A 19,197-nucleotide genomic window follows, 5' to 3' on the forward strand; every position below is an offset into this window, starting at 1 on the left:
GCGGGGCTTTGAGGAGCTTATGCGCTGCTTCGCCGAAGGCAGACGCATTGGTTGCTAGTTTTTTATCACTCATTAAAGTCGCGTTTCATGAAGCACCTCTACACCCTCCGTTTCTTGCTGGCTGGCCCACTGGCTTTGCTGGCACTGCTGGCGGCCGCGCCCGCCGTGGCCCAGGTTGTAGTTGGCCGGGCCGCGCCCACGGTGGAGGCCCGCAAGCAGGTGCTGCGCGACGCCCTGCACCTTGCCCCCAATACCGACCTGCGCCCCACCGCCACCGAGCCCGACCCGCTGGGCTTCGTGCACGAGCAATACCAGGTGTACTACCAGGGCGTGAAGGTGGAGCACGGCCTGCTGCGGGTGCACAGCCGCGCCGGCAAAGTGGAATCAATCAGTGGCGAGACGTTACAGCCGGCCGCGGGCCTGGCCGTGCAGCCGAGGCTGAGCGAGGCCGCCGCCCTGCAACGGGCGCTGGCCGTGGTGGGGGCCCGCACCTACAAGTGGCAGCTGCCCGCCGAAGAAGCCGTCCTCCAGCAGCAAACCGGCAAGCCCACGGCCACCTACCAGCCGGAAGGCGAACTGGTGCTGGTGGGCGACTTCCGCCAGCCCGAAGCCGGCCGGCCGCTGGTGCTGGCCTGGAAATTCAACATCTACGCCCACGAGCCGGTGAGCCGTGCCTGGTACTACGTCGATGCCCAGACCGGGCAGGTGGTGCTGCGCGATGCCATCATCAAGCACGCCAATGCGCCGGGGGCCACGTTTGCCACCCGCTACGTGGGCACGCGCACTTCTATTACCGACAACACCGGCAGCGGCTACCGCCTGCGCGAAACCGCCACCAGCCGGGGCGTTACCACCCTGAACGTGCGCAAGGGTAACACCTTCTCGGCAGCGGTGGACTTCGTGGATAACGACAACAACTGGACGGCCGCCGAGCACAACAACGCCAACTTCGACAACGCCGCCCTCGACGCCCACCTCGGGGCCCAGGCCACCCAGGGGTATTGGGCCAGTGTGCACGGCCGCGATTCTTACGACGACCGCGGCTCCGTGCTGCTGAGCTACGTGCACTACGACGAAACCCCCACCAGTACGGCTGGCACCGACAACGCCTATTGGAATGGCACGGCCATGCTCTACGGCGACGGCAACACCCTGTTCAGGCCGCTGACGGCCATCGACGTGTGCGGCCACGAAATCGGCCACGCCGTGTGCGAGGCCACCGCCAATCTGGTGTATTCCAACGAGTCGGGGGCGCTCAACGAAGGCTTCTCCGACATCTGGGGGGCTTGCGTGGAAAATTATTTTGACCCCGCCAAGCAGGTGTACCTCATCGGCGAAGATATTACGCTGCCCAGCTTCGGCCTGGCGCTGCGCTCGATGAGCAACCCCAACCAGTTCGGCCAGCCCGACACCTACAAGGGCACCAACTGGTATACCGGTACCGCCGACGACGGCGGGGTGCACACCAACTCGGGCGTGCTCAACTACTGGTTTTATCTGCTGAGCGCCGGCGGCGCGGGCACCAACGACTTTGGCACCAGCTTCAGCGTGACGGGCATCAGCATTGCCAAGGCCGAGCGCATAGCCTACCGCGCCGAGCGGTTTTACATGACGCCGAGCACCAACTACCTAGCCGCCCGTCAGGCCACCCTGCAGGCCGCCATCGATTTGTTTGGCCTGGGCTCGGCCGAGGCCACGGCCACGGCGCAGGCCTGGCGGGCGGTGGGCGTGGGCACCGCCACCGGCGCGCTGGAAGGCGCGCCCACCCTCACCGGCTTCGCGCCCACCAGCGGCCCGACGGGCACGGAAGTGACCCTCTCGGGCACCAACCTGGGCGCCACGTACAAGGTGACGTTCAACGGCGTCGATGCCCGCATTGCCACGCTCAGCACGGGTACTACGGTCACGGTGACGGTGCCCGGCACGGCCACCACGGGCATTATCAGCCTGACCACGCCCAGCGGCACCGTGACAACCAGCACCCTCACGCCAGCCAATTTCACGGTGAATTCGCCGGGCCTGGCCCCCACCATTACCGGCTATTTGCCGGCTGCCGGGCAGGTGCAGGGCGGTAGCGTGAGCATCAGCGGCACCAACTTTACCGGGGCCACGGCGGTGAAGTTCAACGGCACGGCGGCGGTGTTTGCCGTGGTGAACGCCACCACCATCACGGCCACGGTGCCGGCTGGGGCCACGTCCGGGGCCCTTACCGTGACCACGCCCAGCGGCACTGCCACGGCCCCAACCACCTTCCTGGTGCTGCCAGCCATTACGAGCTTCTCGCCCACGAGCGCCACCGTGGGCACCACGGTGACGATAACGGGCACCAGCTTCACGGGGGCGGTAAACGTGAAGTTCAACGGCGTATACGCGACGGCTTTTGCCGTGGTGAATGCCACTACCATCACCGCCACGGTGCCCAACGGGGCCACCACTGGCCCGATTACTGTGCGCACGCCCAGCGGCACGGCCACTTCGCCCACCAACTTCACGGTGACGGCGTCGCTGGCCATTACCAGCTTCTCGCCCACGACCGGGATAGTGGGCACTGTCGTTAATATCCAGGGCCGGGGCTTTACCGGCACCTCAGCCATCACGTTTGGCGGGGTGAACGCGCCCACGTACACGGTGGCGTCGGACCTGGAAATATGGGCGACGGTGCCGACGGGGGCGCCGACGGGCAGCATTGTGCTGACCACGCCGCTGGGTACGGCTACCTCGCCAAGTGTCTTCACGGTAGACCCCGGCTTGCCCATTATCAGCAGCTTCACGCCGACGAGCGGGGCGGTGGGCACGGCCGTTACCCTCACGGGAAATTACTTCACGGGCACAACGGCGGTGCGTTTCAATGGCACGGCGGCCACGTTTACGGCGGTCAACAGTACCACCATCAACACGACGGTGCCGGCCGGGGCCACCACGGGGCCCATCAGCGTGACAAATGCCGTGGGCACCGGCACCAGCGCGGCCAGCTTCAACCTGCCGCCAGGCAACGACCTGTGCGCTAACGCGCTGCCGCTGGCCTGCGGCGGCACGGTGACGGGCACCACCGTGGGCGTTACGAACACCGGCGACCCGACGGTGGCTTGCGGTGGCAGAACGCCCAGCACCTCGGGCGGGGTGTTTTACCAGATAACGGGCACCGGCACCAGCATCACGCTCACCGCCTGCACCGGCACTACCTACGACATGGTGCTGTTTGTGTACACGGGCAGTTGTGGGGCCTACACCTGCGTGGCCAGCGACGACGACGGATGCGGCGTGACCACCGGCGGCCCCTCAACGCTAACGTTTGCTTCGACGGCCGGCACCCCCTACCTGGTGTACGTGACGGGCTTTAACACAGCCAAGGGCCCGTTTACCCTCACGGCCACTTGCGGTGCGCCGCCCACCATCAGCAGCTTTACGCCTACCAGCGGCGCGGGCGGCACGGCGGTGAGCATCACGGGGACCAATTTTACGGGGGCCACGGCCGTGCGCTTTGCCGGGGTGGCGGCCGCTGGGTTTAGCGTGACCAATGCCACCACCATCTCGGCCACCGCCCCGGCGGGCGTGGTCACGGGCCCCATCAGCGTGGTGACGCCGGGCGGCACGGCCACGAGCGCGACGGATTTTGTGGGGCCGCCCACCGTCAGCAGCTTCACGCCCGTTGTGGGGCTGGCGGGCACCAGCGTCACGGTGAGTGGCACGGGCTTCGTCGGGGTCACGGCGGTGCGCTTCAATGGCACGGCGGCCACCACGTTCGCCGTCACCAACAGCACCACCCTCACGGCCACGGTGCCGGCCGGGGCCACCACGGGACCCATCAGCGTGGTCAATGCGGCGGGCACGGGCACCAGCGCCGCGCCTTACACCGTGGCGCTGCCGCTGCTGGTCAGCGCCCTCAGCCCCACGCGCAACGCCCGGGCGGCGGCGCGTACAACCAACGTGGGCATCACCTTCAACCAAAATGTGAACGCGGCCACGGCCGGCACCGTGCGGGCGTACAGCCCGCAGCGCGGCGGGCAGGTGGTGCGCGGCGGCAACGCCACGGCCAGCGCCGCCGTGCTCACGGTGAACCCCGCCACCGACCTCAAGCCCGGCGAAACGGTGCTGGTGACCGTGCCCGCTGCGGTCACCAGCAGCAGCACGGGCCTTGGGGCCAAGCCGCAGGTGTACCAGTTCACGGCGGCGGCCGGCGGCTCGGGCACCGGCAGTTTCCAGCCCGGCTCCGACTTCACCACCGGCACCACCCCAACGGGCATAGCCGCCGCCGACGTGGACGGCGACGGCGACCTGGACCTGCTCACGGCCAACTTCAACGCCAGCACGGTGAGCGTGCGCTACAACGACGGCACCGGCGCCTACAGTGGCAGCCAGACCGTGCCGGTGGGCAGCCAGCCCTATGACGTGGTGATGGCCGACGTGGACGGTGACGGGGACCTCGACTTCCTGGCCACCAACTCCGGCAGCAACACCGTGAGCGTGCGCCTGAACGGCGGCGACGCCACCGGCTCCAATACCGGCCTGTTTGGTAACGGCTCCACCGTGAGCGTGGGCACCGCTCCCTTCAACACAGCCGTGGGCGACGTGGACGGCGACGGGGATTTGGACTTCCTGACGGCCAACTACAGCACCACCGCCGCCACCGTGAGCGTGCGGCTGAACAACGGCACGGGCACCTTCGCCGCCGGTTCCACGGTGAGCGTGGGCAACGGCGGCGGCTATGTGGCGGTGGGCGACGTGGACGGCGATGGCGACCTCGACCTCCTCACGGCCAACTTCAACGCCAATACGGTGAGCGTGCGCCTGAACGGCGGCGATGCCACCGGCTCGAACACCGGCACCTTCTCCGGCGGTTCTAACCCGGCCGTCGGCACCGGCCCTTACGCCGTGCAGCTGGGCGACGTGGATGCGGACGGCGACCTGGACTTCATCAGTGCCAACTTCACCGGCAACACCGTGAGCGTGCAACTGAACAACGGCACCGGCACCTTCGCCGCCGGCTCCACGGTGAGCGTGGGTACCGGCCCCTCTTACGCCGGGCTGGCCGACGTGGACGCGGACGGCGACCTGGACATCGTGACGGCGAACTTTGGCACGGGTGCGAACACGGCGAGCGTGCGGCTGAACGGCGGCACCGGCACCTTCACGGGCAGCACCAACGTCGCCGTGGGCACCAAGCCCTATAGCGTGGCCCTGGGCGACGTGGACGGCGACGGCGACTTGGATTTGCTTGCGGCCATTTCCGACGACGGCGGCTCGACGGGGGGCGGGGCGAGCGTGCGCTTCAACCGCGGCCCGGCCCCTGTCATCAGCAGCTTCTCGCCCACCAGCGGCGTGGCCGGCACCCCCGTCACCCTCACCGGCACCAACCTGGGCGCGGCCACCAGCCTCACGGTGAACGGCGTGAGCACGACGCCCACCGTAGTCAATGGCACCAGCCTCACTTTCACGGTACCGGCCGGCTGCAGCGCCACCCAAAGCATCACCGTGGGCGCCCCCGACGGCAGCAGCGCCGCCAACGCCACCTTCGCGGTGCGGCTGGCCGTGGCCAGTACCAGCCCGGCCGCCAACGCCCGCAGCGCCCCGCGCACCAGCTCGGCCGTGGGCCTGACCTTCAGCGAGCCGGTGAGCAGTGCCAGCGTGACCACGGCGGCCAGCCAGGTGAAAGTGTATTCGGCGCAAGCGGGTGGGCGCAAAGCCGGCACCTGGACCGGGGGCGGCGGCAGCACCATCGGCTACACCAGCAGCCTGCCGGGCAGCCGCGCCAATTTCCAGCCCGGCGAAGTGGTGAACGTGACCGTGCCGGCCACCCTGGCGACGGCCACCGGCCTGGCGGCCCGCCCGCGCGTGTACCAGTTTGTGGCGGCCACGAGCGGCCAGGGCCGGGGGGCCTTCCCGGACGGCTCGAACATTGCCGTGGGTGCCAACCCCGCCGGCGTGGCCGTGGGCGACGTGGACGGCGACGGCGACCTCGACCTGGTCAGCGTCAACTCGGGCAACTTCAGCGTGAGCGTGCGCCTGAACGGCGGCGACGCCACCGGCTCCAATACGGGCACGTTTGGCAACGGCACCGACGTGAGCGTGGGTGGCAGCCCCGCCAGCATTGTGCTGGGCGACGTGGACGGCGACGGCGACCTGGACATCCTCACCGCCAACTCGGGCAGCAACACCGTGAGCGTGTTGCTAAATGGCGGCAACGCCACCGGCTCGAACACGGGCGTCTTCTCGGGCGGCTCGACGGCCAGCGGCACCAACCAAGCCACCGACCTGGCCCTGGGCGACCTGGACGGCGACGGCGATTTGGATTTGGTCATCGTGAATGGCGGCACCAGCACGGTGAGCGTGCGCCTGAACGGCGGCGACGCCACCGGTTCCAATACGGGCACGTTCAGCAACGGCTCGAACCCCACCGTGGGCAACAACCCCGCCAGCGTGGCCGTGGGCGACGTGGACAACGACGGCGACCTGGACCTGCTTGTGAGCGCCGGCACCATCATCAGCTCCGTGGGCGTACTGCTGAACGGCGGCGACGCCACCGGTTCCAATACCGGCATATTCGCCGCCGGCGCCAGCGTTGGGGTGGGGCAGCTGGCGCGCGGACTAGCCGTGGGCGATGTGAACGGCGACGGTGCGCTGGACTTTGTGACCGCCAACGGCATCAGCACGGGCACGGTGAGCGTGGCCCTCAATACAGGCACGGGCGGCTTCAATGCCCCCGCCACCGTGACGGTAGGCAACACCCCCAACGATGTGGCGCTGGCCGATGTGGACGCCGACGGCGACCTCGACCTGCTGGCGGCTAACTTCGGCAGCAACACCGTGAGCGTGCGCCTGAACGGCGGCAATGCCAATGGCACAAATACCGGGGTGTTCAGCAACGGCACCGACCCCGCCGTGGGCAACTCCCCGCTCGGCGTGGCCGCGGGAGACCTGGATGGCGACGGCGACCTCGACCTGCTGGCGGCCAACTCGGGCAGCAACACCGTGAGCGTGCGCCTCAACCTGAACACGGCCCCGCTGCCCGTGGAGCTGACGGCCTTCACCGCCACGGCCAAAGCGCCGAACGTGCAGTTGCACTGGCGCACCGCCAGCGAAAAGAACAGCGCCCGCTTCGAAGTCGAGCGCAGCCTCAACGGGCAGCAGTTTGATAGAATTGGCGAAGTAGCCGGCCAGGGCACCAAAACCAGCGCGACGGACTACGCTTATCTGGACAGCCCGCTCCCCCAGGCCGGCACCAGCCAGGCCCCCATCTACTACCGCCTGCGGCAGGTAGACCTCGACGGCACGGCCGCATTCTCGCCCGTGCGGGCCGTGACGCTGAGCGGGAAGCAGCCGCTCACGCTTTACCCCAATCCGGCCCGCGAGACGGTGACGGTGGGCGGCACCGCGGCCGGGGCGCCGGTGGAAGTATGCGATGCGCTGGGCCGCGTGGTGGCCGCGGCCACGGCCGATGCGGCGGGCACCGCCCAGCTGGCATTGCCGGCCGGGCTGGCCGCCGGCGTGTACGTGGTGCGCAGCGGCCCCAGCACCTTGCGCCTGCTGGTGGAATAAACGCCGTTACCTCGACGGAACAACCCTGGCGCCGAACGAGGCACCCGGTGCTCAACTTGCGGCCACGGTGCCCTGGCGGCGCCACGCCTATTACTTCCTGGTCGGCGGTAGTCGGACAAAAGGTGGTACTTTGCAGTGCTAAATGGCCGTAAAGTCATAAGCATTCTTTCAAGCATCCATCATTTTCGGCTCCTGACATTGTGAAGTCATTTTCTGCCCTCGTTTTTTTTCTGGCTGTAGCAGCGGTTGGCTGCAATGCTGAGCGCGTCAGCAGCAGCCCTTCATCATTGCGCGAGCAAGAAGTGGTGCATTTCCGGACCGTGCCGGGCAAAGCGCCCGTGCTGTTTGGCCAGGTGCAAGCCGTGGATGATGCCGGGCGCTACCCCATGGCCACCTCCTCGGTTTCGGTCGATGGCAAAGTGTACTACACCAATGCCCTGGGCGCGTACCGCGTGCCGGTGGCCGTGGGCAAGCACCAGCTGGTGGTGGAGCACACGGGCGTACGTTCCTCGCGCGCCTCCGTGAAAGTGGAGCCGGGCGATTCCGTGCAGGTCAACTTCTACCTGCGTTACGCCGATTGAGGCATCGCCCGATGGCAAAAAGCAAAAAGGCCACCCGATGTGTCGGGTGGCCTTTTTTGCGTTTGGGAGGATGCACCACCGGGTGGCTATTCTACCTGTAGCATGCGGCTAAGCTGTCGGTCGGCGGTGGAGAGGCGCACGAGGTAGGTGCCGGCGGCCAGCTGGGGCAGGCTGAGGATAGCGCTGCCGGCGCTGGCGGCGGGTATTTCCTGACGGTACACCTGCTGCCCCAGCGTGTTGAACACCGTGACCGTGGCGGCCTGGCGGCCCAGGCCCGGCACCTGCAGCTGCACGCGCTGGCTGGCGCCGGCCACGGGGTTGGGGTAGAGGCGCAGTTCCGCGGCGGCGGTTTCGGTGCCGTTGCGGGCGGCCAGCACCGTGCCCCCGTTCAGGCGCAGGCTCAGGCCAGGAGCGGCGGTGGTGCCCGACATGCTGATGAGGTCCAGGTCGCCGTCGGTGTCGAAGTCGGCCAGGGCCAGCGCGCTGGGCGTGCCCGGCACTGAAACGGGCGTGCCCGCCGTGAAGGCAAAGCTGCCGCCGTTCATGCGCAGCTGCACAGTGCCGGCCCCAGCCGTGATGGCCAGGTCCAGGTCGCCGTCGTGGTCGAGGTCGCCCAGGGCCAGGGTGCTGGGTGCCCCGGTCATGGGCAGCACCACGGGCGCGGCAAACGTGTTGGCCGAGCCGGTGTTGCGGTAGAGGCGCGCCTCGCCAGCTGCCGCGCCGGTGGAGCCCAGCACGGCCAGGTCGAGATGGCCGTCGCCGTCGAAGTCGCCCGCTTTCAGGTCCTTGGCCGTGAAGCCGGTGCCGGCGTTCAGGCCCAAGGGCACCACCTGGCCTGAAATGCCCAAATCGTCGTTGTTGGCGTTGTACCACATGCTCACGGCGCCGGTGGCGGCGTCGGCCACGGCCAGGTCGAGGCCGCCGTTGCGGTCGAAGTCGCCCATGGCCAGGCCCACGGGCAGCGCGAAGCCGTGCGTGAACGTGTAGGGCTTGTCGACGAAGTAGCCGCGGGTATTCACGTAGATGTCGATGGCCTGCGGGCGGGTGAGGGCTAAGTCCTGGTCGCCGTCGCCATCGAAGTCACCGAAAGCAATGGCGTAAGCGCCCGTGTCCAAGGTGAAGGAGTAGTACATGTTTGTGCTGAACGAGTTGCCGGTGTTGTAGGCCAGGTTCAGGTGCGATTGCAGCGGGCCACCGTAGTGGTCCACAATGGCCGCCTCCAGGTCGCCGTCGTTATCCAGGTCCACGGCGGCCATGTGGGCGCTCGAGGAGTAGGCGTAGGGAATCAGGGTGGAATGGTAGGTGAAGGCACCCGTGTGGTTGGGGGTGCCCATCCACAGGTACATCTGCGTCACGTCGACGTTGGAAAACGGGCCCGGGCCGGCGGTGATGATGTCGAGGGCGCCGTCGTCGTTGAAGTCACCCGTGATGAAGTCGCGGGGCGGGCCCAGGTTCACGCCAAACGGGTTGGGCGCCTGCGGGGCCACCCCGAAGTTGCCGACGCCCGTGCCGCCCACGGCCGCCGTGTACTGAAACACTTCGGGCTTGGCCCGCGCCCCGGCCACGCCGGGCGTTGTGGGGGCCGCCTGCAGGAACGAGGGGATGCTCACGCTCACCTGCTCGCCGGGCATTAGCGCGTCCTGGGGCGTCAGGTCCGGGGTGGCGGTGCCCACTTGGCCATAGGAAGCGCGGCGCTTGCCCTGGCGCATGGTGGTGTGCATGCGCCAGGCGTCGAAGTTGGCGGCGGTCAGGGCCTGGTTGAAGTTGAGGCGCACGGGGGCCGTGCGCGACACGTTCAGGGCGTTGGTGGCGGGCGTGTGGCTCAGCAGCTGCAGGGGCGGCACCACCGGTCCGTTGCGCAGCAGCCGGATGCCGGCGTTGGCCGTGTAGAAAGACGTGGTGAACACGTCGAGGTCGCCGTCGCCGTCGAAATCGGCCATGGCAATGGGCGACGCCAGCGTGGTAGCCACCGTCGTGGGCTGCGCAAAACTCATGTTGCCGGTGTTGCGCAGCACGCTCAGGCCGGCGTTGAAGGTGCCCATCACCACGTCGAGGTCGCCGTCGGCATCCATGTCGCCCACGCTCACGCCGTCGCTGGTGCCGACGGTGCCCACCATGGGGTAGCTCACGTAGCGCACAAACTGGCCAAAACCACCCGCGCCGTCGTTGGCGTAGAAAGCCAGGCCGGGCAGGTAGTTGTTCTGCAGCATCAGGTCGAGGTCGCCGTCGCCGTCGAAGTCGCCCAGGTTGACGTTGGCGAAGCCGTACTCGTAGCGCGGCGGCGTGGCCGGCGCCACTAGCTGGCCGGCCCCATCGTTGAACAGCACCGATATCACGCCGGTGTAGTAGTTGGCCTGCACGTAGCCGTAGGTCAGCGCATCGAGGTCGCCGTCGTTGTCGAGGTCGGCCAGGCGCAGCCCGTCGATGGGAGTGGTGCCAATGGCAATGGCCGGCAGCGGGGCCGCAAAGCCGCCCCGGCCCGTGCCCGGGTACACGCGCAGGCCGGAGTCGTCGCGCAGTATCAGGTCGATGTGGCCGTCGCCGGTGATGTCGCCCAGGTCGTAGCCGACGGGATTATACCAGGTGCTGCTGGCAAGGGCCGCTGGCACCTGGAAGTTGCCCTGGCCGTCGTTAATCAGCGACTGCACGATGCCCGGCGAGCCGTTCATACGGTTAGTGCCCACCACGTCGAGGTCGCCGTCCTCGTCGAGGTCGGCCTGGCCGAGGTAGTTGAACTCCCCGCTCCCGAAGGCCAGCTGGGTCGTAAACCCACCCTGGCCGTTGTTGCGGTAGAGCGTGCCATAGTTGTTGCCGCTGCTGGGGTTGGAAATGGTGAGCAGGTCCACGGCGTTGTCGCCGGTGAAGTCAGCTGCCAGGTAGCGGCGGGTCTGGCTGGGCGGGGTCATGGGGGCATCGGCCACTAGAGCGCCGCGGCCGGTGCCGCCGGTGGCCGCCCGGAAGGTGAGCACCCGGGCCGTGTTGCCCAGCACGGTGTTGCCGTTCTGGTCGAGCAGGCCGGGCAGCACGCTCAGGGCCAGCTCCTCGCCGGGCAGCAGGGCCGCAGTGGGCCGGTAGGTGAGGGGCGTGCCGCCGCTCACGGCGCCGCTGCGCTTGCCGCGCAGGTTGCTGGTCAGGAGCAGCTTGCTGGTGGCCGAGGCCTGGTCGATGGGCTGCGAATACGTGAGGGCCAGCGAAGCGCTGGGCGCCGCGCCGATGGCGTGGCGGGCCGGCAGCGAAGAAAGCTGCACGGGATTGGGCACCACCACAAACGCCGTGGGGCTGGTGGCCGTGCCGCTGGGCGTGGTGATGCTGATGGCGCCCGAAGTGGCCCCGGCCGGCACCGGCACCGTGAGCTGGGTGCCGCCCTGCACCGCAAAGCCCGGCGCCAGCGTGCCATTGAAGCGCACCGCCGTGGTGCCGCCAAAGTACTGACCTGCCACCGTGACCACGCGTTGCACCGCGCCGCTGGCCGGCGTGAAGCTGCTAATGGCCGGCACCGGCACCGTGAACGTGGCGCCCGTGGCCACGCCCGACAGCCCCGACACCACCACGGGCCCCGTGGCCGTGGCCGGCGTGGTGGTGATGGTAATTTGGGTGGCTGACACGATGGTGAAGGGCACCGACACGCCGCCGATGGTGACGGTGGTCACGCTGCCCAGCGACGTGCCCGTGATGGTGATGACCGTGCCCACCGGCCCGTTGGTGGGCGTGAAACCGGCAATGGTGGGCTGCAGGGGCCGGTTGAAGTAAGTGTAGAGCCCGCTCTTATAATTGCTGCCGTTGGCGGCAATGAGGCTGTCGCCGCCCACAATGATGTCGAGGCTGCCGTCGAGGTTAAAATCGGCCACGGTCATGTCGCGCGGCACGGTGCTGGGCGCCAGCGTGAGGGGCGCGGCAAACGTGCCGGTACCGTTGTTGAGCAGGATGTTGGCGCCGGTGTAATACACGGTCTGGCCGGTAGCTAGGTCCAAGTCGCCATCAGCATCGAAGTCGCCCACGCGCAGGGCACCGAAGTAGCCGTTGGGCCCCACGGCCTGCGCCGTACCGAAGTTGCCCAGGCCATCGCCCTTGCGCAGGCGCACGTTGCCCTGGGAGTACGACGTGGCCGTGCTGGCCACCAGGTCGAGGGTGCCGTCGCCGTCGAGGTCGCCGGTTTCGAAGGCGATGACGGGCTCGGCGAAGGTGAGGGCGGCCACGGGCACAAAGTCGCCGGTGCCGGTGCCCATGCTGCGGCCCACCTGCGCCGAAGTCAGTTGCGCGCCGCCCGTGAGCAGGTCGAGGTTGCCGTCGTTGTCGAGGTCGGCCAGTCGCAGGGTGTTGCAGCCGCGCACGGCGGCCACGTCGGCGCGGCGCTGGAAGGTGCCGTTGCCCGCGTTCAGGGTCACCATCACGCTGTCGGCGTTTTGCACCAGGGCGGCCAGGTCGGAAGTGCCGTCGGCGTTGAGGTCGCCCACGGCCAGGTCCAGCACCGTGCCGTTCACGACGTGCACGGGCTGGGCGGTCCCAAAGCTGCCGGTGCCGGTGCCGGCCCGCCACCACACGCGGTTGATTTCGCGGCCCGAGCGGTAGGCCAGAAACTCGGCTGTCACGAGGTCGAGGTGGGAGTCGCCGTTGATGTCGGCCACCCGAATGGCGCGCACCAGCGAAGTACTCACGGTTTGGGTGCGGGCCCCAAACCGGCCCTGGCCGTCATTAAACAGAATGCGCAGACGGTTCTGAAAGGACTCCTGCGTGATGATGTCGACGGCGCCGTCTTCGTCGAAGTCGCCCACGGCGCTGCTCAGGTAGCCGGTGTAGTTGGCGTAGCCGCCCCAGCGCAGATTGCCCTGCCCCGGGCCGCCGGTGGCCGCCGTGAAGTCGTACACCTGCGGCGGCGTGCTGCCGGCACCGGCCGGGACCGGAATGGTCACCTGCACCCGCTCGCCGGGCGCGTAGTCCAGGGCGGGGTCGAAACCAAGAGTGCTGGTGCCGGCACCAGAGGCCGTGCCGGCGCGCCGACCCTGCCATAGGTTGCTGCGCACCACCAGGTTGGCGGTGCTGGCGCCCTGGCCCAGGCTCAGGCTGATGTTGCCGTTACGGGGGGCGCTGGTGGCGTTGCGGGCCGGCGACAAGCTGCTGATGGGCAGCGGCGCCGTGATGGTGAAGCTGCCGGCGCTGGTGGCCACGCCGCCCGGCGTGGTAAGCGTAATTGGGCCCGATGTGGCACCGGCCGGCACCACGGCCGTGCTCTGCGTGTCCGAAAGCACCGTCACGCTGCTGGCCGGCGTGCCATTGAAGGCTACGCTACGGGTGCTGCTGAAGTTGGTGCCGGTGATGATGACGCGGGTGCCCGTCGCGCCGCGCGTGGGCGAGAAAGCGGTGATGGTGGGAGCGGGGCGGCCCTGGTTGAGGCGCAGCTCAATGGCGTTGCCACCGGCCGGGTACAGCACGTCCAAGTCGCCGTCGCCGTCGAAGTCGGCCAGCTCGCCGTTGTAAATGGCGGTGCCGGCGGTGCTCACCGAGTAGTCGGTGGGCAGCTGGAGCAGGCCGGTGCCGTTGCCCAGACGCACGCTGATTTTGGGCAGCGCGGTGCCCCCGCCACTGCCGCTAAACGATACGAGGTCAAGGTTGCCGTCGCCGTTCACGTCCACCAGGTTCAGGCCGGTGGGGTCGCTGGGCACGGTGGTGGCGGCCACGGCTGAAGTAAACTGCCCGTTGCCCAAGCCTGCCCAAAACAGCACCGGCACGGGGTTGCTGTTGAACACATTGGTGGTGGTTACCAGGTCGAGGCGGCCGTCTCCGTTCAGGTCGGCGAGGTCCATGTTGGCACCGTAGGTAGTGCCCAACGACACGCGCGGCAGCAGTGTGAATTGTGCCTGGCCGTTGTTGAGGGCCACGTGCAGGCCGCCGCTGTAGGACGTAGACACCACGTCGAGGTCGCCGTCGTTGTCCAGGTCGCCGAGGCGCAGCTGGCTGGGGTTGTTGAGGTCGAGCGGCGAGCCAAATAAGCCGAAAGTACCCCCGCCGTTGTTCAGGGCCACGCGTAGGTACTGTGAGTAGTCCAGGTACGCCAGGTCGAGGTCGCCGTCGCCGTCGAGGTCGCCCACGCGCATCGGGCCCGATACATTGTTGGCGCTCAGCGGGCTGCCCATCGAGAACTGTCCCCGGCCGTCGTTCAGCAGCACGTCCACGCGCACGGTGGTGGTACTGCCGGTCACGATTTCGGCCACCAGCAGGTCGAGGTCGCCGTCGCCGTCCACGTCGGCCGGCAGGGGCTCGCTGGTTACCGAGCCCGCCAGCGTGGGCAAGCCCGCGCCGGTCGTGAAAGTGCCCGTGCTGTTGTTGAGGCGCACCATCAGGCCAAACGTGCTGGTGCCCGTGCTAACGGTGCCCACCACGTCGAGGTCGCCGTCGTTGTCCAGGTCCACGGCGTGCAGGCTGCCGGCTGTGCTGCCCATGGCCGTAGAGCTAGCTACCGCGGAGTACACTCCTTCGCCGGTGCCGCCCGTGGCGGCCCGGAATTCGATTACCTGCGGCTGCACCGAGCCACCCGACGTGCCCGTGAGCGTGGCCGGCAGCAGCAGCGAAACCCGCTCGCCGGGCGCAAAGGCCGGGCTGGGCGTGAGGCTCAGCGTGGCGGTGCCCGCGCCACTCACCGCGCCCAGCTGCCGCCCCCGGCGCTGCGAGCCGAACACGCGCAGCTCATTGGCCGAGAGCGTGGAAATGGGGCTGGCAAACGTGGCCTGCACCGCCGCAGTGCGGCTCACGCTCGTGGCGTTGCGGGCGGGCGTGGTGCCGGCCACCAGCACGGCGGGCACCGGCCCGGCAGTCACCACGAAGGTTTGCGTGGAGGTCGCGGCACCGCCCGCGGTGGTCACGCCGATGACGCCGGTGGTGGCGCCGGCTGGCACGGTGGCCGTCACCTGTTGGTTGGAATTGACGAGAAAGGCGGCCGGCACGCCGTTGAAGCGCACGGCCGAAGTGCTGCTGAGGGCAGTGCCGGCAATGCGCACGGACGTGCCCACCGGGCCCGCCGCCGGCGAAAACGCGGTGAGCGTGGGCGCCGATACCGGGGGCGCCAGGCCGTCGCGGCCCATTATCACGCGGTTGGAAGGGCCGGCGGCGGTGATGACGTCGAGGTCGCCGTCGCCGTCCACGTCGCCCAGCGTCACGCCCAGCGAGTAGGGCGTGCCTTGGGTGGCTTTTAGCTCCAGCGCACCAAACTGGGTGGCAAAGCTGCCGGCTCCGTTATTGAGGATGGTGATGACCTGGCCGCCGGTGCCCTGGGCCACTACCAGGTCCATGTCGCCGTCGGCGTCCACGTCGCCGGTGCTCACGGCGTTGGGCGTGCTGCCCGTGGGCAGGGTGAGGGTGGTGCTGCCCACAAAGCTGCCGGCGCTGTTGAAGCGCACGCTCAGGGTGCCGGCCGTGGCGTTGGTGGTGATGAGGTCGAGGTCGCCGTCGCCGTCGATGTCGGCCAGGGCCACGTCCGACGGGGCGGCGCCCACGGCCACGCTGGTGCTGCCCGAGAAGCTACCGCTGCCGTTGTTCACGCGCACGCTCACCGTGTTGCTGCCGCTGTTGCTGGTGATGATGTCCAGGTCGCCGTCGTTGTCCACGTCGGCCAGCTGCACGCTGGTGGGCTGGCTGCCCACTGCCACCGTCACCACGCCCGTGAACACGCCCTGGCCGCCATTAAGGCCCACGCTCACGGTGTTGCTGTTGTAGTTGGCCGAGGCGAAATCGATGTCGCCGTCGCCGTCCACGTCGCCGGCGGCCACGCTCACGGGGCGGTTGCCCACGTTGAGGAGCTGCCCGGCCAGGTTGGCCACGCCGAAGTGGCCGTCGCCGTTGTTGAGGGCAATGGCCACGGTGGCGTTGTCGGCGTCGCCGGCCAGCAGGTCCAGAAAGCCGTCCTGGTTCACGTCGGCCAGCACGGCGCCGCTGGGCGTGTTGCCCACCACGGTGTTGAAATTGGCGGTGAAGGCGCCCTGCCCGTTGTTCAGAAACGAGTACATGCCGAACAGGCCGATGTTCGAGAGCAGGTCCAGGTCGCCGTCGTTGTCGATGTCACCGAGCAGCATGTCGCGCGAGTTGGTGTAGGTCACCTCCGTCGTGTCGAGGAAGAAGCCCTTGCCCGGGCCGCCCGTAGCCGCCGTGAACTGGTACACCTGCTTGGCCGCTCCTGTGCCCGCCCCGCTGGAGAGGGTGTTGGGTACCGTCACGCTCACGCGCTCGCCGGCCGCGAAGGGCTGGGTGGGGGCGAAGCTCAGAATGCTGGTGCCGCCCCCGCTCACGGTGCCGGGCCGCTTGCCGCGCAGCTGGTTGCCGTACACCTTCAGGTTGGAAGCCGAGGCGGCGCTGATGGGCTGCGAAAAGCTTACCGTGACCGGCCCCGTGCGGGGCGCGGCCACCGCCTGTCGGGCCGGCTGCAATGACGTGACGGTGGGCGCCTGGGCCTGGGCTGGTAGCTGCCCTACACCACTAACCAATAAGAAGCCAAGCGCGAGCCTGGCAAGCTGCGTAAACCGTTGGGTCATACTGTGAAATAAAGGATAAGAAGAACGGCAGTAAAGCTACTGTGCAATAGCGCTATTTCAGTCATGGCGCTTTAAGGTGAACAACCCCGCCCAGCTCTCCACCGTGCTCAACAAGCTCGGCGGCATTCAGCAGGAGTTCAACACGGCCCAGACCGGCGGCAAGCAGGTTTCGATGGCCGACCTCATCGTGCTGGCCGGCGTGGTCGGCATCGAGCAGGCCGCCAAAAATGCTGGCCACGACGTGACGGTGCCCTTCACCCCCGGCCGCGCCGATGCCTCGCAGGAGCAAACCGACGTGGTATCGTTCCAGGCCCTGGAGCCGGCCGCCGATGGCTTCCGCAACTACCTGAAAACGCACCACCGCGCCGCCGCCGAGGAGCTGCTGATTGACAAAGCCCAGCTCCTGACCCTGACCGCGCCCGAGATGACCGTCCTGTTCGGTGGCCTGCGCGCCATCAACATCAACTTCGACGGCTCGAACAACGGCGTGTTCACCACCCAGGCCGGCGCGCTCACCAACGACTACTTCCTGAACCTGCTCGACCTGAACACCACCTGGGCCAGCACCTCGGATGCCCAAAACCTCTTCAACGGCCGCGACCGCAAAACCGGTCAGACGATATGGACCGGCACCCGCGTCGACCTGATTTTCGGTTCGAACTCCGAGCTGCGCGCATTGGCCGAAGTGTACGCCTTCGGCGACTCGCAGGAGAAGTTCGTGAAGGACTTCGTGGCCGTGTGGGCCAAAGTGATGAACCTCGGCCGCTTCGACCTGGCCAAGTCGTAAGGCCTCCCGTCAGCGCTTCCGCCCCGCAAGGTGCGGCAGTAGCTGAAGCCTCAAAAGAAACGCCCCGTAACGAATTCGTTGCGGGGCGTTTCTTTTTGACAGCAGTTTCAAGTTCCCATCTCTACATTATCCCAGTCATTGGCTCTATTACAGACCCATTCTAAAGATTTTCTCCTTTCATATACTAACCCTTCTCTCAATACTGCTTGCCGTCCGTTTAACCGTTCATCTACACAGTACCAATGTAATCTATAGTAGTAATCAAGCATTTCATAAATCTCTAATTCTTGCCGCAGACCCAGTATGGAATCAATTTTCTTGTTGTTGTCACCTTTTTGAAGGTTGGGCAGTAGGGAGGCCATGTTATCTCCAACAGGCTCTTCTGCTTCTAAGTCATCAATCATTTTAGTGGCCCACATTAAAGCCCACAACGACTCTAAATACCAGTGCAATGAGCCTGTATCAAAATCAGTTAATTCATTATTTGATTTACTTAATATTATTCTCTCAGAATCTGAAAGAAATTCGGTCAAAGCATGAGACTCAATCCAGTTTTTGATAATATGAACTGGTGCGTTAAAAGCAATATTAAGCATTGCATTCATCACAGCCATACGGCCCTTTATTTCATTCAGCGGCCTTAAAGCTGGCGTTTCCAGAATTGGCAACCAGCCATTTACTCTATAGCCTTTATGGCTGATGGTACTGTCATTCTTTGCTTTGATTGCAATTTTCTGTTCGTCTGTCATGAGATGGTTTTTAGTCACATTAAACTGTGATACTAAGCAATTTATTTGAGCCAAATCAGGGTTGTTTTAATCCACCGTCAGCTTCAAATGCTCACCAAAACCCTCCCACACAATCCGCATGAGCGTGGAGAGGCGAATGTCGCTGGCGTTGTTCCTTAATCAAGTTCATCAGCGGCTTTCAATGCCAGTGATTCAAGCTCTGGTGACAACCGGAAATTCGTTTGCTTAATCTTATCAAGCAAAGGTTTGACCGACGTAATCACCCCGCGCAGTTTGGCCTTGATGATTACGCCAATCGTCCCGGTCAGATTCAATCCCAGCCGCTCCGCGATTTTACGGGCTTTGTAATCATCCAGAATAAGGATGCAGTCCGGCGTTTCAAGCGCCAACGCAATGGCACTGGACTCGCCTTTGTCAATCTGCATCTCCAGAAGAAGCTGCCGCGTCTGGTCCTTCACCGCCACAACTGCTACCCACTCGGGCAGCGTTTCGCCATACTCCACTGCAATATCTGGCGTCGTCACCACCTGCCCGTAAACCTGATGCAGCAGCTCGAGCGCACCAATCTTCGTCAGCACGATGAAGCAGCTGGTATCCGAAATAATGGTTCTAGGCATTCGCTATGTCACTAGCTAAATCAGATGCCGGCGAATTGAATATCGACACGCCATAACTGCCTAGTAGCTCGGCAAAAGCCCGTTTCGTTAAACCTGCTATGTCTGCTGCCTGGCCCAGCGAGAGCTTGCCTTGCTCATACAGACGGGTTGAGACAATCATTGCGATGTCCTGATTATCCAAATCAAGCGCATCCGGTATGCTAAGGGTTAAAGTCTTCATAATTCGTTGGTGAAAGCAGTAGCCTGTCTGCTTATCGTCATGGCTTGGGGGATGAATTAAAGGTAACAAGGAAGGCTTCACATTCCTCACCAACCCGCCCCACCGCCAGCCCCAAAAGTGCCTCTGGACGCGGTAGATGCGGGCCGGAAAATAAAAATTCATCTTCATAAACCTTCATTTCCGCTTCA

General features: G+C 66.2%; 6 protein-coding genes and 1 pseudogene. 3 read left to right on the forward strand and 4 right to left on the reverse strand.

Annotated features, from left to right (window positions below; genetic code table 11):
- The first annotated feature begins 87 nt into the window (after window positions 1-87).
- Together MUN81_RS04290 and MUN81_RS04295 are read left to right on the forward strand one after the other, a co-directional pair.
- On the forward strand, window positions 88-7,536 hold the full coding sequence (locus MUN81_RS04290; RefSeq protein ID WP_245115389.1) for an FG-GAP-like repeat-containing protein: 7,449 nt from the start codon (window positions 88-90) through the stop codon (window positions 7,534-7,536).
- 287 nt (window positions 7,537-7,823) lie between these two features.
- Window positions 7,824-8,117, forward strand: coding sequence for a carboxypeptidase regulatory-like domain-containing protein (locus MUN81_RS04295; RefSeq protein ID WP_245115391.1), 294 nt, complete (start codon window positions 7,824-7,826; stop codon window positions 8,115-8,117).
- 86 nt (window positions 8,118-8,203) lie between these two features.
- On the opposite strand, the gene MUN81_RS04300 is transcribed toward MUN81_RS04295, so the two are convergent.
- On the reverse strand, window positions 8,204-16,636 hold the full coding sequence (locus MUN81_RS04300; protein ID WP_245115393.1) for an FG-GAP-like repeat-containing protein: 8,433 nt from the start codon (window positions 16,634-16,636) through the stop codon (window positions 8,204-8,206).
- 73 nt (window positions 16,637-16,709) lie between these two features.
- Between MUN81_RS04300 and MUN81_RS04305 the strand changes: the two are divergent.
- Window positions 16,710-17,423: pseudogene (locus tag MUN81_RS04305) on the forward strand (peroxidase family protein); the annotation flags it as partial.
- A gap of 107 nt (window positions 17,424-17,530) precedes the next feature.
- On the opposite strand, the gene MUN81_RS04310 reads toward MUN81_RS04305, so the two are convergent.
- The 3 genes from MUN81_RS04310 to MUN81_RS04320 all read right to left on the reverse strand — a co-directional run bounded on the left by MUN81_RS04310 (window position 17,531) and on the right by MUN81_RS04320 (window position 19,009).
- Window positions 17,531-18,172 (reverse strand): DUF4272 domain-containing protein, encoded by a 642-nt coding sequence (locus MUN81_RS04310; protein WP_245115395.1) that lies wholly within the window; start codon window positions 18,170-18,172, stop codon window positions 17,531-17,533.
- Window positions 18,173-18,327: 155 nt separating this feature from the next.
- Window positions 18,328-18,789 (reverse strand): DUF3368 domain-containing protein, encoded by a 462-nt coding sequence (locus MUN81_RS04315; protein WP_245115397.1) that lies wholly within the window; start codon window positions 18,787-18,789, stop codon window positions 18,328-18,330.
- A complete protein-coding gene (locus MUN81_RS04320; RefSeq protein ID WP_245115399.1) occupies window positions 18,782-19,009 on the reverse strand; it encodes a UPF0175 family protein in 228 nt (75 codons plus the stop codon). The genes MUN81_RS04315 and MUN81_RS04320 overlap by 8 nt, the downstream gene beginning before the upstream one ends.
- Between the last annotated feature and the right edge of the window lie 188 nt (window positions 19,010-19,197).

This window comes from Hymenobacter sp. 5317J-9 (assembly GCF_022921075.1).
In the GTDB taxonomy this organism is placed as follows: domain Bacteria; phylum Bacteroidota; class Bacteroidia; order Cytophagales; family Hymenobacteraceae; genus Hymenobacter.

Coding starts and splice junctions, on each gene's coding strand:
- MUN81_RS04310 (WP_245115395.1), bottom strand. CDS start 18,172: ATGACAGACGAACAGAAAATTGCAATCAAAGCAAAGAATGACAGTACC.
- MUN81_RS04320 (WP_245115399.1), bottom strand. CDS start 19,009: ATGAAGACTTTAACCCTTAGCATACCGGATGCGCTTGATTTGGATAAT.
- MUN81_RS04300 (WP_245115393.1), bottom strand. CDS start 16,636: ATGACCCAACGGTTTACGCAGCTTGCCAGGCTCGCGCTTGGCTTCTTA.
- MUN81_RS04290 (WP_245115389.1), top strand. CDS start 88: ATGAAGCACCTCTACACCCTCCGTTTCTTGCTGGCTGGCCCACTGGCT.
- MUN81_RS04315 (WP_245115397.1), bottom strand. CDS start 18,789: ATGCCTAGAACCATTATTTCGGATACCAGCTGCTTCATCGTGCTGACG.